Annotated in this window: 25 protein-coding genes; 8 read left to right on the forward strand and 17 right to left on the reverse strand. The window is 71.0% G+C overall.

The genetic code is table 11. The annotated features are described in order from the left end of the window. Positions 1-7: 7 nt before the first annotated feature. The 4 genes from IE325_RS35790 to IE325_RS35805 form a co-directional block, all read right to left on the reverse strand. Positions 8-1063, reverse strand: coding sequence for a hypothetical protein (locus tag IE325_RS35790; RefSeq protein WP_190074316.1), 1056 nt, complete (start codon positions 1061-1063; stop codon positions 8-10). Positions 1064-1170: 107 nt separating this feature from the next. After that, positions 1171-1857, reverse strand: coding sequence for a SigE family RNA polymerase sigma factor (locus IE325_RS35795; RefSeq protein ID WP_190074317.1), 687 nt, complete (start codon positions 1855-1857; stop codon positions 1171-1173). Between the two features lie 400 nt (positions 1858-2257). Next, positions 2258-3316, reverse strand: coding sequence for an aspartate-semialdehyde dehydrogenase (locus IE325_RS35800; RefSeq protein WP_190074318.1), 1059 nt, complete (start codon positions 3314-3316; stop codon positions 2258-2260). 91 nt (positions 3317-3407) lie between these two features. Further along, positions 3408-4685: an aspartate kinase gene (locus IE325_RS35805; RefSeq protein WP_190074319.1), complete on the reverse strand. Its 1278-nt coding sequence runs from the start codon at positions 4683-4685 to the stop codon at positions 3408-3410. Between the two features lie 277 nt (positions 4686-4962). On the opposite strand from IE325_RS35805, the gene IE325_RS35810 reads away from it, so the two are divergent. The 4 genes from IE325_RS35810 to IE325_RS35825 all read left to right on the forward strand — a co-directional run bounded on the left by IE325_RS35810 (position 4963) and on the right by IE325_RS35825 (position 9025). Beyond that, positions 4963-5703, forward strand: a complete 741-nt coding sequence (locus IE325_RS35810; RefSeq protein ID WP_190074320.1) for a cyclodityrosine synthase — start codon at positions 4963-4965, stop codon at positions 5701-5703. Then, a complete protein-coding gene (locus IE325_RS35815) occupies positions 5693-6880 on the forward strand; it encodes a cytochrome P450 (protein ID WP_190074321.1) in 1188 nt (395 codons plus the stop codon). The genes IE325_RS35810 and IE325_RS35815 overlap by 11 nt, the downstream gene beginning before the upstream one ends. A 79-nt stretch (positions 6881-6959) precedes the next feature. After that, entirely contained in the window at positions 6960-7658 is a 699-nt protein-coding gene (locus tag IE325_RS35820) for a response regulator transcription factor (RefSeq protein WP_190074322.1), read from the forward strand. Further along, entirely contained in the window at positions 7655-9025 is a 1371-nt protein-coding gene (locus IE325_RS35825) for a sensor histidine kinase (protein WP_190074323.1), read from the forward strand. The genes IE325_RS35820 and IE325_RS35825 overlap by 4 nt, the downstream gene beginning before the upstream one ends. Here the strand turns inward: IE325_RS35825 and IE325_RS35830 are convergent. Continuing rightward, the gene (locus tag IE325_RS35830) at positions 8991-9509 is read right to left on the reverse strand and encodes an SgcJ/EcaC family oxidoreductase (protein WP_190074324.1); all 519 of its coding nucleotides are present in this window, start codon (positions 9507-9509) and stop codon (positions 8991-8993) included. The two genes, IE325_RS35825 and IE325_RS35830, sit on opposite strands and share 35 nt — an antisense overlap. A 172-nt stretch (positions 9510-9681) precedes the next feature. On the opposite strand from IE325_RS35830, the gene IE325_RS35835 reads away from it, so the two are divergent. After that, positions 9682-10404: a sulfite exporter TauE/SafE family protein gene (locus IE325_RS35835; RefSeq protein ID WP_268256382.1), complete on the forward strand. Its 723-nt coding sequence runs from the start codon at positions 9682-9684 to the stop codon at positions 10402-10404. Between the two features lie 2 nt (positions 10405-10406). Here IE325_RS35835 and IE325_RS35840 read toward each other — a convergent pair whose 3' ends face one another. From IE325_RS35840 to IE325_RS35855, 4 genes are read right to left on the reverse strand one after another with little or no spacing between them, the layout of a single operon-like run. Next, positions 10407-11486 carry a DUF7779 domain-containing protein gene (locus IE325_RS35840; protein WP_190074325.1) on the reverse strand — a complete coding sequence of 360 codons (1080 nt, stop codon included), beginning with the start codon at positions 11484-11486 and terminating at the stop codon, positions 10407-10409. Between the two features lie 16 nt (positions 11487-11502). Then, complete coding sequence (locus tag IE325_RS35845; RefSeq protein WP_190074326.1) at positions 11503-12354, reverse strand: NB-ARC domain-containing protein; 852 nt, start codon at positions 12352-12354, stop codon at positions 11503-11505. Next, a complete protein-coding gene (locus IE325_RS35850) occupies positions 12351-12752 on the reverse strand; it encodes a hypothetical protein (protein ID WP_229912254.1) in 402 nt (133 codons plus the stop codon). The genes IE325_RS35845 and IE325_RS35850 overlap by 4 nt, the downstream gene beginning before the upstream one ends. Positions 12753-12811: 59 nt before the next feature. Beyond that, positions 12812-13228: an SsgA family sporulation/cell division regulator gene (locus IE325_RS35855; RefSeq protein ID WP_190074327.1), complete on the reverse strand. Its 417-nt coding sequence runs from the start codon at positions 13226-13228 to the stop codon at positions 12812-12814. A gap of 155 nt (positions 13229-13383) precedes the next feature. Here IE325_RS35855 and IE325_RS35860 point away from each other — a divergent pair, with 155 nt between their 5' ends. Beyond that, on the forward strand, positions 13384-14223 hold the full coding sequence (locus IE325_RS35860) for a PhzF family phenazine biosynthesis protein (protein WP_190074328.1): 840 nt from the start codon (positions 13384-13386) through the stop codon (positions 14221-14223). 7 nt (positions 14224-14230) lie between these two features. Here IE325_RS35860 and IE325_RS35865 read toward each other — a convergent pair whose 3' ends face one another. From IE325_RS35865 to IE325_RS35875, 3 genes are all read right to left on the reverse strand, one after another. Then, entirely contained in the window at positions 14231-14893 is a 663-nt protein-coding gene (locus IE325_RS35865) for a DUF5063 domain-containing protein (RefSeq protein WP_190074329.1), read from the reverse strand. Further along, positions 14886-15485 carry a recombination mediator RecR gene (recR, locus tag IE325_RS35870; protein WP_030053254.1) on the reverse strand — a complete coding sequence of 200 codons (600 nt, stop codon included), beginning with the start codon at positions 15483-15485 and terminating at the stop codon, positions 14886-14888. The genes IE325_RS35865 and recR overlap by 8 nt, the downstream gene beginning before the upstream one ends. A gap of 82 nt (positions 15486-15567) precedes the next feature. After that, a complete protein-coding gene (locus IE325_RS35875; RefSeq protein ID WP_190074330.1) occupies positions 15568-15912 on the reverse strand; it encodes a YbaB/EbfC family nucleoid-associated protein in 345 nt (114 codons plus the stop codon). 303 nt (positions 15913-16215) lie between these two features. Here IE325_RS35875 and IE325_RS35880 point away from each other — a divergent pair, with 303 nt between their 5' ends. Then, positions 16216-16968: an SLATT domain-containing protein gene (locus IE325_RS35880; protein WP_190074331.1), complete on the forward strand. Its 753-nt coding sequence runs from the start codon at positions 16216-16218 to the stop codon at positions 16966-16968. Positions 16969-16985: 17 nt separating this feature from the next. Here the strand turns inward: IE325_RS35880 and IE325_RS35885 are convergent, their stop codons facing one another. The 5 genes from IE325_RS35885 to IE325_RS35905 form a co-directional block, all read right to left on the reverse strand. After that, the gene (locus IE325_RS35885; RefSeq protein WP_190074332.1) at positions 16986-18377 is read right to left on the reverse strand and encodes a M20/M25/M40 family metallo-hydrolase; all 1392 of its coding nucleotides are present in this window, start codon (positions 18375-18377) and stop codon (positions 16986-16988) included. A gap of 75 nt (positions 18378-18452) precedes the next feature. After that, positions 18453-19991 carry a PstS family phosphate ABC transporter substrate-binding protein gene (locus tag IE325_RS35890; protein WP_190074333.1) on the reverse strand — a complete coding sequence of 513 codons (1539 nt, stop codon included), beginning with the start codon at positions 19989-19991 and terminating at the stop codon, positions 18453-18455. A gap of 155 nt (positions 19992-20146) precedes the next feature. After that, on the reverse strand, positions 20147-22141 hold the full coding sequence (locus IE325_RS35895) for a serine/threonine-protein kinase (RefSeq protein ID WP_190074334.1): 1995 nt from the start codon (positions 22139-22141) through the stop codon (positions 20147-20149). A gap of 78 nt (positions 22142-22219) precedes the next feature. After that, positions 22220-22678 carry a MarR family winged helix-turn-helix transcriptional regulator gene (locus IE325_RS35900; RefSeq protein ID WP_190074335.1) on the reverse strand — a complete coding sequence of 153 codons (459 nt, stop codon included), beginning with the start codon at positions 22676-22678 and terminating at the stop codon, positions 22220-22222. Continuing rightward, the gene (locus IE325_RS35905; RefSeq protein ID WP_190074336.1) at positions 22675-23283 is read right to left on the reverse strand and encodes a type 1 glutamine amidotransferase family protein; all 609 of its coding nucleotides are present in this window, start codon (positions 23281-23283) and stop codon (positions 22675-22677) included. The genes IE325_RS35900 and IE325_RS35905 overlap by 4 nt, the downstream gene beginning before the upstream one ends. Before the next feature lie 166 nt (positions 23284-23449). On the opposite strand from IE325_RS35905, the gene IE325_RS35910 reads away from it, so the two are divergent. Further along, positions 23450-23662, forward strand: coding sequence for a hypothetical protein (locus tag IE325_RS35910; protein ID WP_190074337.1), 213 nt, complete (start codon positions 23450-23452; stop codon positions 23660-23662). Positions 23663-23765 lie beyond the last annotated feature (103 nt).

Below are 23765 nucleotides of genomic sequence, written 5' to 3' on the forward strand. Positions count from 1 at the left end.
CACTCCCCTACGCCCCGGCCAGCACGCCCGTCCAGTAGACCGTCCCGGCGCATGCGTTGGACACCGTCACCGTGGCCGTCGGGGCTCCCGCCTCCGTGGTGTTGGTGACCGTGACGCTGCCTTCGGCTGTGGTGTCCTCGGCCATCAGCTGGGTGGAGGTGCCCGTGTCACCGCCCGTGGAGGTGCCCTCGGTCGCGCCCGTCGTGGTGTCGGTCGGGGTCGGGTCGGGTGAGGGTTCACCGCCGCCGGTGCCGCCGCCGGTCGTGGGGTCGCCCGTGGTGGGGCAGGTCTCCGAGGGGACCCAGGCGAACCGCACCTCGTAGGAGGCGCCCGGCTTGAGCAGGAGCGAGGTGAGCTCCTGGGACGGGTCGGGCAGGGCGGCCGCCGCGTCGCCGGAGACATGCCGGGCCGAGGTGATCTTCGTGGCGTCGGCCGCGCCGCCCGTCACATAGCTCACCGTGCCGGGGCCGCCCACCGTGCAGTCGGCCGTGGAGATGTTGCTGAAGCGGAAGGTGCCGTACACCGCGCCGACCGTGTCGGGGGCGTCGGCGCTGCCGCCGGAGGTGCCGAGCTGTTCGGCGGTGCACGCCGCGACGCCGGCCGCGGTGGTCGCCGAGGGGTCGGCGGGGTCCCCGGAGTCTTGACCGGAGCCGCCGGGGCCCTTGTCCTTGTCCTTCTCCTTGTCGTTCCCCTTGCCCTGGTTCTCGGTCTTGCCGGAGGTGCCGCCGGAGGTGCTCTGACCGCCGTTGGTCTCCTTGCCCGGGCCGGACCCGCCCTGTGCCTGCTCGCCATGGCCGGCGACGGAGGAGTTGACGTCGGTGCCGGTGGAGTTGGAGACATGCACCAGGGCCGGGACGGCGGTGCCGACGAAGAGCGCCGCGGCGGCCATGCCGACCAGCGCCTGCCGCTTGCGTGCCCGGCGTGCGGGCACCGCCCGCCGCAGATGGTCCAGCGTGCCGTCGCGCGGCTCCATCTCCTGGACCGTGTCGTGCAGCAGGCGGCGCAGGGCCAGCTCGTCCGAGTCGAGCCCTGCGGGGCCCTGGTCGTCGGGGCCGTGGTTCACAGTTCCGTTCCCAGCGTGCGATTGCTTCGGATCTTGCTCGTCAAGACGCTCGTCAGGACGCCCCTCCGGGCGCTCCGCCGGACCGTACCGCCCGTCCTGGTGCCCGCTCATGCCGGTGCCTCCATGGCGATCCGCAGGGCGGCGATGCCGCGCGAGCCGTACGCCTTCACCGAGCCCAGCGAGATGCCGAGTGTCTCGGCGACCTGCGCCTCGGTCATGTCCGCGAAGTAGCGCAGGACGAGCACCTCGCGCTGGCGGCGCTGGAGGCCCTTCATCGCCTTGATGAGGGAGTCCCGTTCGAGCTGGTCGTACGCCCCCTCCTCCGCGCTCGCCATGTCGGGCATCGGCTTGGACAGCAGCTTCAGACCGAGTATGCGGCGGCGCAGCGCGGAGCGGGACAGGTTCACTACGGTCTGGCGCAGATACGCCAGTGTCTTCTCCGGGTCCCGCACCCGCTTGCGCGCGGAGTGGACGCGGATGAAGGCCTCCTGGACGACGTCCTCGCAGGAGGCGGTGTCGTCGAGGAGGAGGGCGGCGAGACCCAGCAGGGAGCGGTAGTGCGCCCGGTAGGTCTCGGTGAGGTGGTCGACGGTGGTGCCGGCCGCCGCGGCGTTCTCGGCGTGCTCGGATCCGTCACGCTGACTGGGTATGCGGGTGGGCCGCGCTGCGGGCATCGGCGCGATCACCGGCATGCCGCCGCCGGGCGCACCGGGCATGCGGGGTCGGACGGGCCGGCGGGGCGGCCGTAGGGCCGTACCGCGGGTCGCCGCGCTGAAGTCGAGTACCTCTGCCACGCCTGTTGGACACGCGTCCCCCCGTGAGGGTTGTACGTGCCGGACGTCACTTTTGCGCCAGTCTCCGCAACCGACCCTCTTGCGTCAGGCAGCACAGCTGACCGTGCGTCAAACGCCCACATGCCTACCCGCTCTTCCTTTATGTCCCATATGAGCGGACGTCCCCACGTCCGGCTCATTCGGCGTCCCCACGCCAGAAAAACGCGTCCTCACATCGCCTTGAGGGCGACCGCAAAGACGCTCCCCGCCCTGCAAGCGGTTGCAGGGCGGGGAGGAAATCTTCAGCCGCCGACCGGGTCCGGTTCAAGTGGTCCGGACCATCGATCGGCTCACACTTCTCACACAGATCCTACAAACGATCCTTGGGAAGACCAGGAGATTTCCGGCGTCACAGGCGTGATCACGAGAACTCCGCCGCCACGACCTCCGCGATCTGCGCGGTGTTGAGCGCCGCGCCCTTGCGCAGATTGTCGCCGCAGACGAAGAGTTCGAGCGCCGTGGGATCGTCCAGCGCCCGCCGCACCCGGCCGACCCAGGTCGGATCGGTGCCCACGACATCGGCGGGCGTGGGGAACTCGCCGGCCTCCGGGTCGTCGTAGAGCACGACGCCCGGCGCGGTGGCCAGGATCTCGCGCGCCTTGGCGACGGTGACGTCGTTCTCGAAGCGGGCGTGCAGGGTCAGCGAGTGCCCGGTCAGCACCGGCACCCGCACACAGGTCACCGCGACCGGCAGCTTCGGCAGTCCGAGGATCTTGCGGGACTCGTCCCGCACCTTCATCTCCTCCGAGGACCAGCCGTCCTCGCGCAGCGACCCGGCCCACGGCACGACGTTCAGCGCGACCGGCTCCGGGAACGGCCCGGTGTTGTCGCCGACGGCCCGCCGTACGTCACCGGGGCTCGTGCCCAGTTCGGTACCGGCGACCAGGGACAGCTGCTGGCGGAGGGTGTCGACGCCGGCCCGCCCCGCCCCGCTCACCGCCTGGTACGACGACACCACCAGCTCGCGCAGCCCGAACTCGGCGTGCAGCGCGCCCAGCGCCACGATCATGGAGAGGGTCGTGCAGTTGGGGTTGGCGACGATGCCGCGCGGCCGCATCCGTACGGCATGCGGGTTCACCTCGGGCACGACCAGCGGAACCTCCGGGTCCATCCGGAAGGCGCCCGAGTTGTCCACCACCACCGCGCCGGCCGCGGCGGCGATCGGCGCCCAGCGGGCGGCCACCTCGTCGGGGACGTCGAACATCGCGACGTCGATCCCGGCGAAGGCCTCCTCGGTGAGCGCCACCACCTCGACCTCCTCCCCGCGCACGGCCAGCTTGCGGCCGGCCGAGCGCGGCGAGGCGATCAGACGGATCTCACCCCAGACGTCCGCGCGCTGGGACAGGATCTGGAGCATGACCGAGCCGACGGCTCCGGTCGCACCCACGACCGCGAGCGTCGGTCCAGGCCTGGCCGTCACCTTCCCGCCTGCCGCGCGGCGTCTCGCACGCACCAGACGCCGCGCGGCCCGCCCTCCGGGCGGACGACGGGAAGATGACGGCCAGGCCTGGTCATCGCCCGGTGCCCCCGTAGACAACGGCCTCATCGCTGTCGGAGTCCAGACCGAACGCCGAGTGCACGGCACGCACGGCCTCATTGACGTCGTCGGCGCGGGTGACGACCGAGATGCGGATCTCGGAGGTGGAGATCAGCTCGATGTTCACGCCCGCGTCGGACAGCGCCTTGAAGAAGTCGGCGGTGACGCCCGGGTTGGTCTTCATGCCGGCGCCGACCAGGGAGATCTTGCCGATCTGGTCGTCGTAGCGCAGGGAGTCGAAGCCGATGCCGCCCTTGTTCTTCTCCAGGGCGTCGATGGCCTTGCGGCCCTCGGACTTCGGCAGCGTGAAGGAGATGTCCGTCAGACCGGTGGAGGCGGCGGACACGTTCTGCACGATCATGTCGATGTTGATCTCGGCGTCGGAGATCGCGCGGAAGATCGCGGCGGCCTCGCCCGGCTTGTCCGGCACACCGACGACCGTGACCTTGGCCTCGGAGGTGTCGTGCGCGACACCGGAGATGATGGCCTGCTCCACCTGCTTGTCCCCTTGCTCGATCGGCTCGCTGCTGACCCAGGTGCCCTGCAGCCCGCTGAAGCTGGACCGGACGTGGATCGGGATGTTGTAACGACGGGCGTACTCCACACACCGGTGGAGCAGCACCTTCGAGCCGGACGCGGCCAGCTCCAGCATGTCCTCGAAGGCGATCCAGTCGATCTTCCTGGCCTTCTTGACGACGCGCGGGTCGGCGGTGAACACGCCGTCGACGTCGGTGTAGATCTCACAGACCTCGGCGTCGAGCGCGGCGGCCAGCGCGACCGCGGTGGTGTCGGAACCGCCGCGTCCCAGCGTGGTGATGTCCTTGGAGTCCTGGCTCACGCCCTGGAAACCGGCGACGATGGCGATGTTGCCCTCGTCCACCGAGGTGCGGATCCGGCCCGGCGTCACATCGATGATCCGGGCTTTGTTGTGGACCGAGTCGGTGATGACACCTGCCTGCGATCCGGTGAACGACTGGGCGCTGTGGCCCAGGTTTTTGATCGCCATGGCCAGCAGGGCCATGGAGATCCGCTCTCCGGCGGTCAGCAGCATGTCGAGCTCGCGCCCGGCAGGGATCGGGGATACCTGCTCGGCGAGATCGATCAGCTCGTCCGTCGTGTCGCCCATCGCGGAAACCACGGCGACCACCTGGTGGCCGTTCTTCTTGGCTTCCACGATCCGCTTGGCGACGCGCTTGATGCCCTCGGCATCGGCTACGGAGGAGCCTCCGTACTTCTGCACGACAAGGCCCACGTGCGCTCCTCGCTCAGTCCGTGTGTGTCGGCTCAGTCTATCGAGCGTCCGAATTCGACCTTGGGGTTCCCAGATGGTGAGATTCGGGCGCTCGGGGTCGTGTCTGCCCGGTGGGGAGCGGGGCACTCCGGAAAGTGGGACAGGTCACTCGCGGGTGGGGCGGTCCACCGGAAGACCATTGACGCTCTCCGTAGCCGGACGCTAACTTCGCGTCGTCGTCGCCACACCAGGGGCACAAGGCTCCATCGGGACTTGCGACGCGAAGGATCCTCCTCCTTTGACGACTGCGACCGCAGCAGAGATCCAGCACGTCACCTCAGTCGATACCCCGGCCGACCTCTTCGACGTCGAGCCCTTCACGCCCCACTGCGAAGTCATCCGCACCGCGGGCGACCACGCCGTCATCGGCGTCTCCCCCGGCAACAGCTACTTCTCCGCTCGCCGCGTCCTCGACCTCGCCCACTGGGGCCTGGCGCTGTTCGAGCGGGTGGACTTCGTCTACACCGACCTCTACGTGGCGGAGATGTACGCGGCGTCCGGCTATCCGCCCGAGGACGCCCGCCGCAAGGCGGTGAAGAACCTGCGCGGGGTACGGGCCAAGGTCCTCGGCGCCGTACAGGCGGCGGACCCCGGCGGCACTCGGCTCTTCGCCCACGCCATGTCCGACTTCCGCGGCAATCCGGCGTACCGCGACATCCACGACCGTCTCCAGGCCCGCCTGGCCGTCGACGACGAGTTCCGCACGACCTGCGAGAAACTCGTCGACTCCTTCCTGGCGGACAAGGCCGGGCAGGCGAGCGACGCCCAGCGCGAGGTGTGCCTGGCCTACGTCTGCGCCGAGGCACCCCTCTTCCTGGACACCCCCGCCATCCTCGGCGTCCCCTCCTCCCTCAACTGCTATCACCAGCTGCTGCCGATGGCCGAGCTGCTCTACTCCCGGGGCGCCGGCCTGCGCGCCTCCCGCAACCAGGGGCACGCCATAGTGACGCCCGCCGAGGGGACCACCGATGCTCACTGAGGACCTCCTCGACTTCCCGTTCTCCTGGCGCGGCGATCAACTCCCGGGTGAAGTGGAGGAGTTGAGAGCGAATACCCCCGTACGCCGCGTCCGCACCATCGCCGGTGACAAGGCCTGGCTGGTGTCGTCGTACGACCTCTGCCGCCAGGTCCTCGAAGACCCCCGTTTCAGCCTCAAGGACACCTCCGCGCCGGGTGTGCCCCGCCAGTACGCGCTGACGATCCCGCCCGAGGTCGTCAACAACATGGGGAACATCACCGGCGCCGGGCTGCGCAAGGCCGTACTGAAGGCGCTGAACCCGAAGAGCCCCGGCCTCGCGGAGTGGATGCGGTCCTACGCCGATGAGCTGATCGAGGGGCTGATCCGCGAGGGCGCCCCGGCGGATCTGCGCGGCGGCTTCGCCGATCCGTACTCGGCCGGCATGCACTGCCGCATCCTCGGCATCCCGCCCGCGGACGCGCCCCGGCTGATGCGGAGCCTGGACATCGCGTTCATGAACTCGGCCTGCCCGATCACCGGCGCCCGGCTCAACTGGGACCGGGACATCGCGTATATGACGAAGCGGCTCGACGACCCGGCGACCACGGGTCTGATGGCCGAGCTGGCCGCCCTGCGCGCCGACCCCGAATACGGCCATCTCACCGACGAGATGCTCGCGACGGTCGGGGTGACCATGTTCGGCGCCGGGGTCATCTCCACCGCGGGCTTCCTGACCATGGCGCTGGTCTCGCTCATCCAGCACCCGGACCTGCGGGACGAGTTGGTGGCACACCCCGACCGGACCCCCGCCGCCGTCGATGAACTCCTGCGCATCAACCTGTCCATCGGCGACGGACTCCCGAGGCTGGCGACCGAGGACGTACGGCTCGGGGACACGGAGATCAAGGCCGGTGAGCTGGTACTGGTCCTGGTCGAGGGCGCCAACTTCGACCCGGCCGCCTTCCCCGACCCGCACACGGTCGACCTGGGCCGCGAGAACGCCACCGCCCACCTCTCCTTCGGCGGCGGACGCCACTACTGCCCCGCCACCGCCCTCGGCCGCAGACACGCCGAGATCGCCATCAGGGCGCTGCTGGAGCGGATGCCGGAGCTGCGGCTGGCGGTGCCGATCGAGCAGCTGGTGTGGCGGACGGGCTTCATGAAGCGGATCCCGGAGCGGCTGCCACTCATGTGGTAAGTGCCGTTTGTACGGAAATCCGCAGCTCACTGGCTCGGCGACCGGTCGTCTTTAAAGTTCAACCACTATGGTTCGCCCTGTGCGGGTACTTCTGGTGGAAGACGACGAGCCGGTCGCCGAGTCGCTACGGCGAGGACTGCTGCGCTACGGCTTCGAGGTGGCCTGGGTCACCACGGGCAGCGACGCGCTCAGCCATACCGACCCCTACGACGTCGTACTCCTCGACCTCGGTCTGCCCGACACCGACGGCCTCGACGTCTGCAAGGCGCTGCGCGAGCGCGGCGATGTGCCGATCATCGTGATCAGCGCGCGCAGCGACGAGACGGACCGGGTGGTCGGGCTCGAACTCGGCGCGGACGACTACGTCTCCAAGCCGTTCGGGGTGCGGGAGGTCATCGCGCGGATACGGGCGGTCATGCGCCGTATCCAGCCCCGTACGGCCGCTGCCGCCGAGGCCGGACCCGACCGCTACGGCGACCACCTCACCATCGACCGCAAGGCGGCCCGCGTCCGCCTCGACGGCGACGAGGTGGCGCTCGCGCCCAAGGAGTACGACCTGCTGGCCTTCCTCACCGAGGAGCCCGGGGCGCTGATGTCGCGCGAGCAGATCATGGAGGCGGTCTGGGACGCGAACTGGTTCGGGCCGACCAAGACGCTGGACGTGCATGTGGCTGGGCTGCGGCGGAAGCTGGCGGGGGCGATCACCATCGAGGCGGTGCGCGGGGTCGGCTTCCGGCTGGAGATCGTCAAGGGCGGCAGTGACGGCGGCTCTTCATGATCCGTCAGCTCGTCCGCAGCTACATCCTGCTCGTCGCGGTCGCCGTGGCCCTGTTCACCGTGCCGGTGGCCTTCTCGCTCACCGCCCAGTTGCGCAGCGAGACCAAGGAGTCCGTGATGCGGGAGGCCAACACCATGGCCATCCTGCTGGGCAACGGCGACCCCGCCTCCTGCCAGGCCCTCCAGCAGATGGCCACCGCCTACGGCGACAAGACACCCGGTGAGGTCGAGGTCACCGGCAACCCGGACTGTGCCCCGAACCTGCTGCGCCCGGCCGGGAACGCGGCCCTGACCAGGGCACTCGAGGACGGCAAGCCCACGACCGACTGGGGCTCCTCCTTCATCTGGGGCCCCGAGCTGGAGATCACGGTCCCCGCCAGGGCGACCGGCTCCGAGCAGGTCAGCGGTGCCGTACGCGTCCTGTACTCGACCAGCGGCATGACCGGCCGCCTCTGGCAGATCTGGGCTTTCCGCGCCGGACTCGCGGTGGTCGTCCTCGGGGTGGCCGCGGTGATCGGCGCCGCGGCGGCCCGCCGGATCACCCGGCCGCTGCGCCAGCTCAACGACATGGCCAGCAAGTTCAGCGACGGCGATCTGACCGCCCGCTCCCCCGTGACCGGCCCGCCCGAGACCCAGACCCTCGCCCGCACCCTCAACCAGGGCGCGGAACGCCTGGACACGCTGGTCGCGTCCCAGCGCATCTTCGTGGCGGACGCCTCGCATCAGCTCCGTACTCCTCTCACGGCGCTCAGGCTGTCGCTGGACAACATCGCGGACGGCGTCGACGACGACTTCGTCAAGGAGGACGTGGAACAGGCGACGGCCGAGGTCGTCCGGATGAGCCGCCTGGTCAACGGCCTGCTGGTGCTGGCGCGGGCCGAGGCCAAGGTGACGGCGGCGGAGCCGCTGCCCCTGCTGGACATCGTGCGGGAGCGGCTGGCGGTGTGGAGACCGGCCGCCGACGAGCGTGGAGTCACCATCACGCTCAGGGGGAGTGCCGACGGCCGGCCGCTCGTGCTGACCAGCCCCGGTCATCTGGACCAGGTGCTGGACAACGTGCTCTCGAACGCCCTGGAGGTGTCACCGGACGGCGGCACGATCACGGTCCAGGTGGAGCCGAAGGGCGCTGAAGTGGTTCTCTCGGTCCTCGACGAGGGCCCCGGTATGTCGGACACCGACAAGTCCCGTGCCTTCGACCGCTTCTGGCGCGGCAAGGGCCTGACCGGGAAGGCCGGTTCCGGGCTCGGCCTCGCCGTCGTCAAGCAGCTGGTGACGGACGACGGCGGGGCCGTGACCCTCGGGGACGCTCCCGGGGGCGGGCTGAAGGTGACGATCACCCTTCGGGCATCTTCGAGGAGTGGTGGTTGACGATGAGCCAGTCACCGCCGCGCTTCTCGTACTCGTAGGTGTAGCGGGCCTTGACGACCTTCTTCTCACCGGTCTCGTGGTCGGTGAGCGTGAACTGGTAGACACCGGCGTCGATCGCGGAGTTCCCGTCGAGGACGTTGATGTGCGTCTCGATCTTCTTGCCGACCGGTTTGTCCGCCAGGAAGTGCTCCATGTAGTCGACGATGCCGGCGCGGTCGGAGCGGACCTGGTTGGAGAGGGTGGGGAGGAGGACGGCGTCACGGGCGTAGCGGTCGGCGACCGTCTCCGGGTCACCGGTCTGCAGGCTGCTGTTCCACCGGTCGAAGAGGCCGGCTATCTCCTTCTCACTGGGCTTGCCGTGACGAGTGTCGCCGTCGCCCCATCCGGGCCCGGCGACCGCGGCACCGGCGGCGAAGGTGCCGACGGCGATCACGGCCGTGGCGGTGACAATGGCTGCGCGCTTGCTGATCGAACGACGAGTCATCGCATCTCCAGTTCGGGTCTGGTGGGGAAGTGACTCCAGACTCGCTGGACACCGGTTAGGGCCCGTGCAGCGGACGTACAGCCCCGGGACAGGACGCGTCCAACTCGCAGTGTGTGACCGTACGATCACAAAGCGACGAGGGAGTGCTCTCCCGAAGGGGTGGGGTGGTGCAGTGGGCGGCACCGAGGGGTTGTTGGCCGGCATCGTGCTGCTGGGCTCCTGCGTCCAGTGGCTGACCGGCATGGGCTTCGCGCTGGTCGCCGTACCGGCGCTGGTACTGCTGCTCGGACCGGCCGAAGGCGTCGTCCTCGCCAACTTCGCGTGCGGCGCGATCAGCGTCGTGGGCCTGGCGAGCGGCTGGCGGCAGGTGCGGGCGGGTGCGATGGTGCCGCTGTGCGTCGCGGCGGCCTGCACGGTCCCGGCGGGGGCGTGGCTGACCCGTCAACTCCCGGAACCCGTCCTGCTGTTGACCATGGGCGGCCTGGTCACGATCGCCGTACTACTCGTCCTGCGCGGCGCCCGACTCCCCTCCCTGCGCGGCACGAAGGGCGCGGTGGCGGCCGGGGCGGTCGGCGGATTCATGAACTCCGCCGCCGGGGTGGGCGGCCCGCCAGTGTCCCTGTACGCGGTCAACGCCGGGTGGACGGTACGGGAGTTCGTGCCGAACGCGCAGTTCTACGGCGTGGTCGTCAACGCGTTCTCGGTGGCGGCGAACGGGGTGCCGGAGCTGGGGGCGGGGCGGTGGGGGACGGTGGTCGCGGCCATGGTGGCGGGCGGGTTCGCCGGCCGGGTACTGGCCGCGCGGACGTCGGAACGGCGGGCCCGGGGGCTGGTGCTGGGGCTGGCGCTGGTGGGTGGGGTCGTGACGGTGGGGAAGGGGGTGTGGGGGCTGTGACCTCAGTCGGGGTGAGGAGCCCGGAGCCGTTCGAGGCGCTGACGCGCCGCCAGGCCCTGGGCATCCTGGGTGTCCACCCCGTCCTCCGGCACCGGGCGCTTCCGCAGATACTCCTCGGTCACCCGGATCGCCCCGGCGACATCGCCCGCCGCCTCGCGGACCTCGCCGAGCGTGAACATGAGGTGCAGGGCCGCCTCGCCGTCCTCGCCCTGCGCCCGTACGGCCTTCTCCAGCAGCCCTTCGATCTTGGTGACCGCGAACCTCGCGGAACGCTTCGGCTTCGCCTGGGCCTTCAGCCGCCATCCCTCGGCCACGACCGCGTGGGCTCGCAGGGCCTCCGGGGAACCGTCCCCGAGGGTGCGCTCGGCGAGCTGGGCACTGACCCCGGCCTGAGCCAGTCCTCCGCCCAGGTCCCCGCGTTGCAGCTTCAGCCGGGCCAGCGCGGTACCCGTCTCGATCGTCTCTGGTGCCTTGCGTCCGAACACGACGCTCGTCGCGGTCAGGTTCTTGGACAGCAGCCGTGCCGCGCGGTCGTGATCGCCGGCCACCCAGCAGCAGTCCGCGAGCCGACGGCGGGCGGCCACCGTGATACGGCTGTATGAGGGCAGGAACCGTTCGGCGCGGTACAGCGCCTCTTCGTACCGCTCGATGATGGCCTCGTCGGCGGTCGGCTGGACATCGCCGATGTACATGGGCACCAGGACCCAGAGCTCCGGCGGCACTCTGTCCCGGTCGTAGTACTCGAACAGCGTCGCCACGTGTGTGATCCAGAGGGCGACGTTCTCACACGGCAGCCCCTGCTCCACCAGCAGCCGGGCGGCCTCGTCGTACGTCTCCTCGGCCCCTGCCCCCGTCCGCGCCACCGCCTGCACCAGCCGGTGCACCGAGAGGGTCCCGTCCTCGCGCAGGCTGATCATGCTGTGCGCGGCCAGCCGCCGCAGCGCCTCCGTGACGTCGGGCGCGTCGGCCAGCGGGGCGAGGTACGACCGGGGGATCCCGTCCGGCGCCCACCACGCGATGACGCGCAGGATGCGCTCCGCGACCGGCGTGTCCGCCAGCCGGTCCATGGTCACCCGCCACACCCGGGCGATGGTCTGCTCACCGTCCGCGCCCTCGGCCGAGTTCGCGAGGACCTGCCCTGGGATGGAGCGCGAGCAACTCCCGATAGCGGCCCGGCGTGATCCGCGCCTCGGCGCAGTACGCGGCGGCCTGCTCCACGGCCAGCGGCAGACACCCCAGCTCGCCGCACAACTCCTCGACCGCGTCGGCCGTACCGCCATGAATCCGCTCGAACAGCTCCACGGCCTGGGGCAGTTCGAGCACATCGAGCGAGAGCGGCTCGGCGATCCCGTGCCACCCCGAGGCGCGCCGCGTGGTGATCAGGAAGCGCCCGCCGGTCGTCCGCCCCAGCAGCTGCCGTACGTCCGCCGGATCGGCGACGTTGTCCAGCACCAGCAGCCAGCCCTCGTGCTCCGCGAGCCACTGCACGGCGCGTTCGCTCCGCGCCTGCTGTGACAGCACGTCCCGCAGGGCGGGTTGGAGTGCCACGGCGAGGTCGGCGAGACCGGCCTCCAGGTCGTCCGGCGTCTCGGCGGTGATCCACCAGACCGGGTTGTACGCCCCCGTCCGCCCCGCGGCCCACTTCGCCGCCAGCGTCGACTTGCCGATGCCGCCGAGCCCGTGCACGGCCTGCACGACGACACCGCCCGTGCCCTCGAACGACACGTCCAGCCGGGCGAGTTCCGGCTCCCGGCCGATGAACAGGCCGGTCCGCTCGGGCAGGTTGACCAGGTGCGGCGGTGCGTGCGGCGGTAGCTCCAGCGCCTCCGGCGGCAGCGTCAGGGACGTCTCCACGTAGTGTGCGACGGCCCCGTCCCCGGTGAGGGCCTGCCGAATGCCCCCGGCCGCGGCGACCGCACGCGCCCCGGACGCCTCCGCCGCCCCGCTCACGCGTCGTCGCCCGTCGACACCGAACCGATGTCACCCCCGGCCGCGACGGACCGCTCCCCGGAGGAGTTGACGGGTCCGCTCGGCCGGGACGGCGAGGTGGGCATCGTGGGCGCGGCCCCTCCCGTCGCCCCGTTCCCCGTCGACACGGTCCCGATACTCCCGCCCGCGGCGACCGACCGCGCACCACTGGCCTTAACGGACGAGGAAGGGGTGGGCGCCGACCCGAGCAAGGCATACAGCGTCACCGCCAGCCCGAGCAGCCCCGCCGCTCCCCCGGCCACGCTCGCCCAGGGATCGGCCGCGTCGACATTCAGCACACCGCCGACGATCAACCCCGCGGCCCCTGCGACGCAGAGCCCGACTCCCGCCCACACCAACGCCTTTGACCGAGTCGCCATGGCCCCCATCATGGAGCAGTCCGGGCGTAAGGGGTGAGGGGCTCCCCGGAAACCCCACATCACACTCGCCCGCCGAACAACGCCGTCAGTCCATGGTCCAGTTCGGCCCCCACGGTCTCCTCACCGGGCGCGATCACGGTGTACGTACGGGCCAGGAACCGGAACAGATCCGAGGTCGCGAAGCGCAGCACGGCCAGGCCGACCGGCGAGTGGATCTCCACATACGTGTCGGCCGCCCCGCACGGCCGCACCCGTATGGTCCCGAGCCCGGCGGGCCCCCGCAGCCCCTCCCCCAGCAGTACTCGGGCGAACGTCCAGGTCACGGCCTCGCCGTCGACGGTGGCATGCGGTGGAAAGTCGATGTGCACGGCCAACGGATCGCCGGAGGTGTAGCGCAGCGTGGCCGGTATCGCGATCTCCTGACCCGAGTCGGTGACGAGACGGGCGCCGGTCGGCTGCTCCAGGGTGACGTGCATGGGCGGGCTCCGATTCGGGGGCGGGGCAGCGGCCGGGTGTGACCGTTGTTCCAGTGAGACGTTCCGAGGCCCCCGTGCATTACGCCGCTTCAGGAGTCTTTCTCTGTAACCTGCGTCACTTTCCGGGCGCGGGGCGGTGCGGTTACCGTCCATGGATGGAGATTTCGCGCTACGTGGCCTTCAGCAGCGACCCCGCCGGAGGCAACCCGGCAGGTGTGGTGCTCGACGCCACCGGGGTCGAGGACGAGGCGATGCTGGCGGTGGCCGCCGAACTCGGCTACTCGGAGTCGGCGTTCGTCGTGCCGGGCGGCAAGGACGGCACGCTGGGCATCCGCTACTTCAGCCCGCTGGCCGAGGTCCCGTTCTGCGGGCACGCGACGATCGCCACGGCCGTCGCCCACGCGGAGCGGCACGGCACCGGCCGACTGCTGCTGCGGACGAAGGCGGGCCCGGTCACCGTGACCACCGACCGGACGGCGGACGGCAGGGTGGCGGCGACGCTGGTCAGCGTGGCGCCGCGTACGGAGCCGATCGCCGAAGCCGACCTCGCCGAACTGCTCGCGATCCTCGGCTGGTCGGCCACCGACCTGGACCCGGCGCTCCCGCCGCGCGTCGCCTTCGCCGGGGCCCGGCATCCCGTCCTCGCCGCCTCGACCCGGGAGCGACTGGCCGACCTGGACTACGACATGGCCGCGCTCGGCGCCCTCATGGCCCGCGAGGACTGGACGACGGTCGACCTGGTCTGGCGGGAGTCGCCCACCGTGTTCCACGCACGGAACCCGTTCCCGCCGGGCGGTGTCGTCGAGGACCCGGCCACGGGTGCGGCGGCGGCCGCGTTCGGCGGATATCTGCGGGAGCTCGGACTCGTCGCCACGCCCGCCACCCTGACGATCCATCAGGGCGTGGACATGGGCAGGCCGAGCACGATCACCGTGACGGTACCGGCGGAGCCGGGCACGGGCATCGGCGTGACCGGCACGGCCGTACGGATCTGAACCGCGGCTACTTGGCCGGCTTCAGCCCCAACTGCTCCCCGATCTCCTCCGCCATGACCTTCCCGGCCTCGAACTCCAGCGTCTCGTCGCCCATCACGCCCTGGTCGGTGTCCAGGCCGTCCAGCTCCTCCAGGGGCTGGTTCAGGCGGACGTGGGCCAGGACCGAGTGCAGGGCGCGCAGGGTCGCGGAGGCCGTCGAGCCCCAGTTGGAGAAGTAGGAGAACTGCCACCACCACAGGGCCTCGGTGGTGCGGCCGGAACGGTAGTGGGCCATGCCGTGGCGCAGGTCGGTGATGACGTCGGCCAGGTCGTCGGAGATCCGGGCCGGGACCGGGGCCTTGCGGGGCTCGTAGGGGTCGAAGACCTCGGAGTAGACGTCCACCGGGTCGAGAAGGCGGGCGAGGTTCTCGCGGAGTTCGTCGACGTCGCCCTCGGGGCCCAGGTCGGGCTCGTAGCGCTCGTCGGGGACGATGTCCTCGTGGGCGCCGAGGCGGCCGCCGGCCAGCAGCAGCTGGGAGACCTCCAGGAGGAGGAAGGGCACGGTCGAGCCCGGTTCGTCGCCCTTCGCGACCTCCGTGACGGCGACCAGGAAGCTCTCGATCTGGTCCGAGATCTGGACCGCGAAGTCGTCCGGGTCCTGCTCGGTCGCGTGCAGCGTGGCGTCAGACATCTAGGAGTCGTCTCCCCTCGAAGGCGCGGCCGAGAGTGACCTCGTCCGCGTATTCCAGGTCGCCACCCACCGGGAGGCCGCTGGCCAGGCGGGTGACCTTCAGGCCCATGGGCTTGATCATGCGGGCGAGGTACGTGGCCGTGGCCTCGCCTTCCAGGTTCGGGTCGGTCGCCAGGATCAGCTCCGTGACCGTCCCGTCGGCCAACCGCGCGAGAAGTTCTCGTATACGCAGGTCGTCGGGACCCACACCCTCGATGGGGCTGATCGCTCCGCCCAGGACGTGGTAGCGGCCGCGGAACTCCCTGGTCCGCTCGATCGCCACGACGTCCTTGGGCTCCTCGACCACACAGATCACCGCGGGATCGCGTCGGGTGTCGCGGCAGATGTTGCACAGCTCCTCCTGCGCGACGTTCCCGCATGTCGCGCAGAAGCGGACCTTCGCCTTGACCTCCATGAGGGCCTGGGCGAGGCGCCGTACGTCCGTCGGTTCCGCCTGGAGGATGTGGAAGGCGATCCGCTGCGCGCTCTTGGGACCGACGCCGGGCAGCCGACCCAGCTCGTCGATGAGGTCCTGAACCACGCCTTCGTACAACGGACTGCCGTCCTTCCTGGGGTTCCTTACGGTACGTACGGTAGTTGGCGCCGCCCCCTGTAAGGAAGGCGCGCCGGGAACGTCAGAAGGGCAGGCCGGGGATTCCGCTGCCGCCGCCCAGGCCCTGGGCCAGCGGGCCCAGCTTCTGCTGCTGGAGGTTCTGCGCGTTCTCGTTGGCCGCCTGGACGGCCGCGATGACCAGGTCCGCGAGGGTCTCGGTGTCCTCCGGGTCGACCGCCTTCGGGTCGATCTTCAGCGCGCGGAGCTCGCCGGAACCGGTGACGGTCGCCTTCACCAGACCGCCGCCCGCCTGGCCCTCGACCTCGGTCTGCGCCAGTTCTTCCTGCGCCCGCTGCAGGTCCTGCTGCATCTTCTGGGCCTGCTGGAGCAGCTGCTGCATATTGGGCTGGCCACCACCGGGGATCACGATCAGCTCCTTGCGTGTGTACGCGTTTCCCGTTCAGCACGAGCCTACGTGGTCTGCGTGGCCGTCGCCCCAGCACTCTTTCGAGTGAGAGAGAACCTGGAGGAATAGGCGTCCTATACCTGATCAAGACCCACTTCCGGGGGTAAAAGAGGCGAAAGGCATCTCTTCGCCACCCATTGGGCGGTAGGAAGGGTCCGGCGCGTCAGCCTCAGGTGTCGCGTGACGTTCCGTGCACTGCGGGGGGTCAAACCCGGTACGCAGACCGTACGTGATGTCACGCACCGTGACAGTAGGGAGTGCCGGGTGGGTCAGCCGGAGATGCAGCCCGACAGGTCGCCTCAGGAGTGGCGGGGCGGTGAAGGGGCGGCCGGACTGCGGCCGGGCGATCTGACGGGGCGGGCCTTCCCACACGGGGACTGGGGCGAGCCGGCACTGCGGCTGGACGAGTTGTACCGGTGGGCCGAGCGCGGGGCGCTGGACACGGCGGCGTGGTATCTCGCGGACCGGGTGTGGAAGCGGCGCACGGCGCGGGCGCTGCGGGGCGGGGCGGCGGGCGGAGCGGTGATCGGCGCCGCACTGCCCCTGCTGGACCTGACCGGCGTCGCGGACGGGGCGACCCCCTGGGGATACCTCGCCCTTCTGCTGGCCGTGGCCTGTCTGGGCACCGACCGCTTCTTCGGTGTCACCTCCGGCTGGATAAGGGACGTCGCCACGGCCCAGGCCGTGCAGCGGCGCCTTCAGGTGCTCCAGTTCGACTGGGCCACGGAGAGCGTGCGCGAGGTGCTCGGCCCGGCCGAGGGCACGGCGGGCGAGGCCGCCGAGCGGTGCCTGGGTGTGCTGCGCCGGTTCTCCGAGGACGTGACCGAGCTGATGCGGGCGGAGACGGCGGACTGGATGGTGGAGTTCCGTACCGGGTCGGCGCCCCTCGGCATCCAATCAGCGGTGCCGGGCGCGAGCCGCCCCGACGCAGCCGCGGCACTGGCCCGCTTCGCGCTGCCCCCCACCAACGGCACCCGCCCGAACATGCCACGCCAGCGACCGCCCGAGCCGCGCTGAGGGCTCCGTAACCGCGCTCACGACTGCGGGGCCGGGAAGGCCACCGGACTGCGCAGGCCCGCCCGGCTCACCGCCCTCACCCCGAAGAACACGTTGTCCTTCGACAGGTCCACCTCGTGTGCCGTCACCTCGCCCACCGGCACGACGTGCGTCCACTCCGGGGCCGTCGTCTCACGCCAGACGACCTCATAGCCGGCGAGATCCGGTTCCGGGCCTCTCGCCCAGGTCAGACTGGTGGAGTTGGTGAGGTTGCTGGTGATGATCCGAGGGTTCTTCGGGGTGCCCGGGGCCTGGGCCAGGGTCCACAGCGTGGCCGCGTTCACGCGGGCCACCCTCGCCGTGAAGGCGAAGTCGCAGAACTCCGGCAGGTCGCCGTACTGCTTGCCGGTGTCGTCGACGCGGACGTCCTGGTGCTGGTGGGCGAAGTCCTCGGCGGGCTCGGTGAAGCGGGCGGCCGGGTAGCCGCGTTCGAGGAAGGGGATGTGGTCGCCGCCGCGGAGGTAGCGGTCGCGGCGGTAGATCGTGCGGATGCGCATGCCGGTCGCGTCGTTGTCGGCCACATCGCGCACGAAACGGGCCAGTTGGCGGGTCGCCGAGTCGTTCTCGCCGCCCACCGAGCGGCGGATCGCCGCCTGTTCGGGGGTCTCGGAGGAGGGGACGCCCTCGGCGAACAGACGGATGGTGTACGGGTCGCGGGTGCCGTCGTCCGCCGTGGCGCTGCCGACGATGTCGTTGGTGAACATGCCCTGGACGTCCGTGCCCGCGGCCTTCAGCGTCTGCGCCAGGTGAGCCGATCCGTACAGGCCCTGTTCCTCCCCCGCCACCGCCGCGAACACGATCGTCGACGCCGGGCGGCGCTTCGCCATCACGCGCGCCAGTTCCAGGACCACGGCCACCCCCGAGGCGTCGTCGTCCGCGCCCGGCGCGTCGGAGGTGGCGTCCATGACGTCGGTGACCCGGGAGTCGTAGTGCCCGGAGACGACGTACACGCGCTCGGGCGTCATCGATCCGCGCAGGGTCGCGATGACGTTCGTGATCTTCGTCGGGGTGGGGATGCGGGGCGCCGGTTCCTGGACGTACGACTGGAGTTCCGCCGTCATCCGGCCCCCGGAGGCCGCCGCGTACGACTTCAGCTCGGCAAGCAGCCAGTCGCGGGCCGCGCCGATGCCCCGGCGGGGGTCGTCCTGGACGGAGAGGGTGTGGCGGGTGCCGAAGGAGACGAGTCGGCGGATCGTGGCCTCGATGCGGGCGGGGTCGATCTCGCGGAGGAGGGCGCGGAGTTCGCGGGTGGGGCGCTGGGCCGTCACCGGCGAGCGGTCGGCCGCCTCGGCCGTACCCGTCGTCGTCAGCGCCGCCGCGGTGGCCGCCGTGGCAGTCAGGACTGTTCTTCTCTTGGGGCTGGGGCGCATGGGTCCTCCCGGTGCTGCCGATGCCGGCCGACCCCCGTCATGGTTGTGTACATGGCAACCAGCGGCAAGGGCGCCTCAGCGGCACAGCCGCACCCCCACCGGCGTCCCGCACGGCAGATGCCCCCGCGTCCGGATCGCCTGCCTGCTGCTCTCCTTGTCCAGATAGGCCAGGAACCCTGCGGTGAGCGAGTCGTCGGCCGCCGTGCCGTAGGTGTAGGCGTACTCGATGTCGCGGTACGGATAGGCGCTGTCCCCGCGCTCGATCTCGTCCACGTCGGCCCGGTCGCCGTCCAGCGGCACCGTCGTCACGCCCTTGTGCCGGGCGGCGACGGTCAGTTCGCTGTAGCCGATGGCACCGGGCTGCTCGGCGATGCGGTCCAGGACGTCGGAGGTGCCGGCGAGTTCGCAGCGCGTGACGGTGGTGAGCGGGCCTTGCGAGGGCTCGCAGTCCAGTGAGGTGCTCTGCGCCTTCTCCCATCCCTTCAGCACCCGGTCCTGGAACACCTGCCGGGTCCCCGAACTGTCGCTGCGGCTGACCAGCACGATGGGCAGGGCGGCCGTCCTCTCGTCGGCCCCCGGCAGCACCTCGCCCCACCGCTTGTACCGCCCCTTGTAGATCTCCTGGACCTGCCGCACGGACAGCCCGGCCCGGCCGAGGTCGATCCCGTCGTTGACGACGAGCGTGAAGACCGACAGCGCGACCTTCTTCCCCTTCAGACCGAGGCGCTCGCCCAGCGGACCGTCGGAGAACGCGACGACCGACTTGTCCTTCGACTCCGCGAGTTCGGCTACCCCGGCCTCGCTGCCACGCGCCTCCACATGGATCTCGGCACCCGCGCACTTGCCCTCGTACTGCCTTGCCAGCGTCGAGACCACCGGCTCGAAGGCGGTCGAGCCGATCACCGTCAACTCGCCCTGCTCGCACTCGATCGGATTGCCGTCACGGAAGACGACGATGCCGGCGAGGGCGAGCACGGAGAGGGTGAGCAGACCGGTGAAGATCCTGGCCGGCGGGCTGAACATCGGCGCCTTGTCGTCCGGCGTGGCACTGCGGTTGGGATGCACCTCGCCGTCCCGGATGCCGCCGCGCAGCCGAATGTCACTGCCCACGTCACCGCCGGACAGCAGGACGAGCAGCTTGTAGTGGTCACCGGGGTTGAGCGGCACGCGCGGCACCCGCAGCCGGTTGCCCTCGTAGCCGAAGCCGCGCTGCTCGGTGAAGTGGTCCATGAGGTGGTCGATGTCGGTGGGCTGGGTGACCGAGACGCCGCGGATGGTGCGGTCCGTGAAGACGGCGGTGAGGCCGTGCGGGCTGGGGCCGGTGTAGTCGTCGCGGTCGATGCTCTGCGAGCCGTCGTTCTCGACGCGCAGCAGCACGAGCGTCGCGTCGTCCATGTCCGCGTCGAAGAGGCCGAGCCGTACTCCCCCAGAGGGGGGACCCCCAGCCCGCCCCGACCTGCCGTGGTCGCCTATGGGGTTGTCCATCTGGACGCGATAGCCGATCCGCTTCCGGCGCGGCACCCGTCGCTCGTACCAGACCATGACGCCCGACGCGACGACACCGAGCACCGCCGTACCCACGGCCACGATGTTCTCTGCGCTCAGCCACTCCACGTGGTGCCCCCGCCACTAGCGTGGGGTCACCGTACGTCCGTTCGGACTCACCGGCGGTGTCCGGACGGGGAAGTTCGCCGGACGTTCAACTGCCTCACAGGTAACGGGACTTCAGGGGCTCCAAGGGCTTCACGGGCGCTTCAGGGGTTTCACCCTCACTGCTTGGTGTACGTAAGTTTCTCCCCGCTGCTCGGATTCACCCGCTGCAGCCTGCCGTCCGACAACAATGTGACCCGGGTGGCTCCCCCCGGCGAGCACGCGGTGGCCGGCTCACCGGCCGTCACGGTGGAGGCACCCATCTCCAACGGCCCGTCCCCTACCGGCGCCTCGGTGAGCGCCGCCTCGAACTCACAGTGGTAGGTGCCGGTCCCGGCGGGACCGTCCGCGACGAGCGTGAGCACCGTGTCACCCACCTCGCCCTGCCGGATCGTCAGCCGGCGGGTGTTCTGACCGGTGTCGTTGTCGATCGACGCCGTCCAGGTACCGAGGAAGGAGGCGGGGATGGCGCCGTCTCCGGGCGCGGGGTCGGTGGGGGTAGGGGTGCTCGGGCCGGGGGTGGGCGTGGCCGTCGCGGTCGGGGTGGGCGAGGGACCGCCGTCCGCCCGGTCGTCACCGTCACCGTTCATCAGGGCGTACACCGAACCACCGGCACCGAGCGCGACGACCAGCGCGACGAGGACGAGCGCGACCGTGGAACGACTGCTGCGGCGGGGTGGCTCGGGCTGGGGGGCGGGGAGGTAGGGCAGGGGCGGGTTGTAGGGCGGGGTGGGGCCGTACGGCGAGGCGGAACCGTAGGGCGGCGGCGGTGGGGTCGGGCCTGCGGGCGGGTAGCCGTACGCCGGTTGGTGCGGGGGTTGGTGCGGGGACTGCTGGGGGGCGCCGTACGCCGGCTGCTGCGGGTGCTGCTGCGGGAAGCCGTACGCCGGGTGGGCCGGGGTGCCGCCGGGGGCGGCGGCGTCTCCGAAGGCACCGGCGGGCGGGGCGGGCGGGCCCGGCGGCGGGGTCGGGCCGTTCTGGGGCGCGGCCATGGTGGGCAGTTGGTCGGGCGGCGTCGGCGGGGCGGCCGGGGAGTGTTCGGGGGAGGCGGCGGGGGTGGGTTCGGCGGAGTGGGGCGCGCCCGCCTCCGCCGGAGTGTCCTGACGCTGAGGGGTGTCCGAACCCCCGGCCCCCTCCCCCTCCGAACCAGCAGTCCCGACCGGCGCTCCAAGCCCGACCGTCCCTCCACCCCCCACCGGATCCTCCGCGTCCAGCAACCGCACCGCATGCCGCCCCAACTGCGCCACCAGCGCGCTCGGCAGCCACGGATCGCGGGAGCGGCCGCCGGAGACGGTGTCCTCCGCGCCCATGCGTTCGAGGATCCGGTCGAGGGTGGGGCGGGTGCCGGGTGTCTTGCGGAGGCAGTCCCGTACGAGTTCGGCGACTCCTTCGGGCACACCCTCCAGGTCGGGCTCCTCCTGAGCGATCCGGAACATCACGGCGTGGGCGCCGCTGTCGATGGAGCCGAAGGGCAGCCTGCCGGTCGCGGCGTAGGCGAGGACCGAGCCGAGGCAGAACACATCGCAAGCGGGCGTGATCCGGTCCCCCCGGACCTGCTCCGGCGCCATGAACCCCGGCGACCCGACGAGCGCGCCGGTGCGGGTGAGCCCGCTCTCGTCGACCGTCTCCAGGGCGCGCGCGATCCCGAAGTCGATGACGCGGGGCCCGTCGATGGTGACCAGGACGTTCGAGGGCTTCAGATCCCGGTGCACTATCCCCGCGGCGTGGATGTCCTTCAGCGCATGCGCCAGCCCCGCCGCCAGAATCCGTACCGAACGCTCGGGCAGCGCCCCATGGTCATGCCCCACGACCTGCTGGAGGCTCGGCCCGGCGACATACCCCGTGGCGACCCAGGGCACCTCGGCCTCGGTGTCCGCGTCGAGCACCGGCGCGGTCCAGAACCCGCCGACCTGCCGCGCGGCCTGCACCTCCTGCCTGAACCGGGCCCGGAACTCCTCCTGCGAGGCCAGCTCCCGCCGCACGAGCTTCACGGCGACCGTACGGCCGCGGTCCGACCGGGCGAGATAGACGTCCCCCATGCCGCCCGCACCGAGCCGCGCCAGCAGCCGATACGCCCCGATCTGCTGCGGATCCCCCGGCCCCAGCTTCTCCATCCCACGCCCCCAACCAGCCCCCGCCTATGCGTCGGCCCCACGATAGTGCGGCATTTGGCGAGGTGAGCGGCCCGGTCCCTACGGTTCCGTAACAGGACCGGCGATCTGGTCGAGCACTTTCGACATCCGTTCCAGAACCCTTACCGCATCGGCGAGTTCCGCCTCCCCGAAGGCCTCCGCCAGCCGGTCCGCGAAGGCGGCATGCCCGGGACCGATACGGGAGACGGCTGCCCGCCCCTCCTCCGTGGGCGCGAGAAGCTTCGCCCGGCGATGGGCCGGATTGGGCCGATACTCGGCGAGCCCCTTCTCCACCAGCAGATCGGCGATGCGCTGCACGCTCTGCCGAGTGATCCCCATGACCCGGGCGATCCCGGAGACGGACAACGGCTCCCCCAGTACCGCCCCCAACACCTGCCACCACGCCGCCGTCAGCCCGGCCGGCCTCGCCAACTCCTCGGCGACCGCGAGGAACTGGCCGTTGAGCCGGAAGACCCCGAGCGCACCACGGCTGAGCAGATCCTGACGTTCGCGGCTCACAGGACCCCGGCCTTCTCCAGTACGGCATAGGCCTCGGCGTCGGAGTCGTGGAACAGCCGGTACCAGGCATCGACGGCCTCGTCGTCGTACACCTTCAGCAGCCGCAGGATCTCCCGGGCGAAGGCGACGGGTTCGGTGGGCCCGGCGGTGACCAGCCCGGCGTCGGTGACGGCATCGGCCTCCACATACCGCTCGCCGCCGCCGTATCCGGTCGCGGCGAGGTAGAAGGAGACGGCGCTGGTGTGGTCCCGGTCGTCCAGCAGCCCCTCGCGCGCCACCCCGGCGGTGGCCCCGCAGATCGCGGCCACGGGCACTCCGGCGTCCAGGAACGCGCGGGCGGCGTGGGCGAACGGGGCGAGATCGTCACCCGTGTCCCAGAGGTCGGCGCCGGGGAGGATCAGCAGACAGGCATCGGACGGCCGTACGTCGTCCAGGGCCAGGTCGGGCTGGATGCGCAGGCCGCCGACGGTGGTGACGGGTTCGCGGGTGGGGCCGACGGTGCGGATCTCGTATCCGGCGCGGGCCAGCTGCGCGGTGGCGTGGCCGGGTTCCCAGTCGGCGAGGGTGTCATAGACGGCGAGGTACACGGGCTTGCGGCTGCTCATGATCACTCCTCTGATCGCCCCTCAAGGTGTCTCAAGGTCCCTCGAGGTTCCGAAGATGACAATATGCTGTCACTTCGACAGCCTGCTGTCAATCATCGGAACAGGCCTCCTCCGCCAAAGGTGCATAACAGGGCATCCTGCCGCCGATCCCCTCGTTGATCAGGCCATGAAGATCATCGCTGCCGCCGCCCTCGCCGGTGCCGCTCTCCTCGCCGCCGCCATCCCCGCCGCCGCCGACGACGGCCCCCTCGACTTCGGCGTCTTCCAGGGCGTCAACGACACCCATGGCTCGACCTCCACGAACGGTTCGGACGGGACCGTCCCGAGGTCGGTGGTGGGCAAGCTGCTGGAGGACCTGGTGACCCCCGGCCGCCTCTGACGCCGGTTCCGGCCCCTGCCGCGTGTCGACAACCTGTCGCGGAAACCCCCGGACCGCAGACAGGACGCCGATATCGCGCCCACGGCACCGGCTCCTACGCTCG

Origin of the sequence: Streptomyces lanatus, from assembly GCF_014655715.1 — a bacterium.
GTDB classification, from domain to species: Bacteria; Actinomycetota; Actinomycetes; order Streptomycetales; family Streptomycetaceae; genus Streptomyces; species Streptomyces lanatus.

Coding starts and splice junctions, on each gene's coding strand:
- IE325_RS35815 (WP_190074321.1), top strand. CDS start 5,693: ATGCTCACTGAGGACCTCCTCGACTTCCCGTTCTCCTGGCGCGGCGAT.
- IE325_RS35825 (WP_190074323.1), top strand. CDS start 7,655: ATGATCCGTCAGCTCGTCCGCAGCTACATCCTGCTCGTCGCGGTCGCC.
- IE325_RS35830 (WP_190074324.1), bottom strand. CDS start 9,509: ATGACTCGTCGTTCGATCAGCAAGCGCGCAGCCATTGTCACCGCCACG.
- IE325_RS35850 (WP_229912254.1), bottom strand. CDS start 12,752: ATGGCGACTCGGTCAAAGGCGTTGGTGTGGGCGGGAGTCGGGCTCTGC.
- IE325_RS35855 (WP_190074327.1), bottom strand. CDS start 13,228: ATGCACGTCACCCTGGAGCAGCCGACCGGCGCCCGTCTCGTCACCGAC.
- IE325_RS35860 (WP_190074328.1), top strand. CDS start 13,384: ATGGAGATTTCGCGCTACGTGGCCTTCAGCAGCGACCCCGCCGGAGGC.
- IE325_RS35865 (WP_190074329.1), bottom strand. CDS start 14,893: ATGTCTGACGCCACGCTGCACGCGACCGAGCAGGACCCGGACGACTTC.
- IE325_RS35885 (WP_190074332.1), bottom strand. CDS start 18,377: ATGCGCCCCAGCCCCAAGAGAAGAACAGTCCTGACTGCCACGGCGGCC.
- IE325_RS35895 (WP_190074334.1), bottom strand. CDS start 22,141: ATGGAGAAGCTGGGGCCGGGGGATCCGCAGCAGATCGGGGCGTATCGG.
- IE325_RS35905 (WP_190074336.1), bottom strand. CDS start 23,283: ATGAGCAGCCGCAAGCCCGTGTACCTCGCCGTCTATGACACCCTCGCC.
- IE325_RS35910 (WP_190074337.1), top strand. CDS start 23,450: ATGAAGATCATCGCTGCCGCCGCCCTCGCCGGTGCCGCTCTCCTCGCC.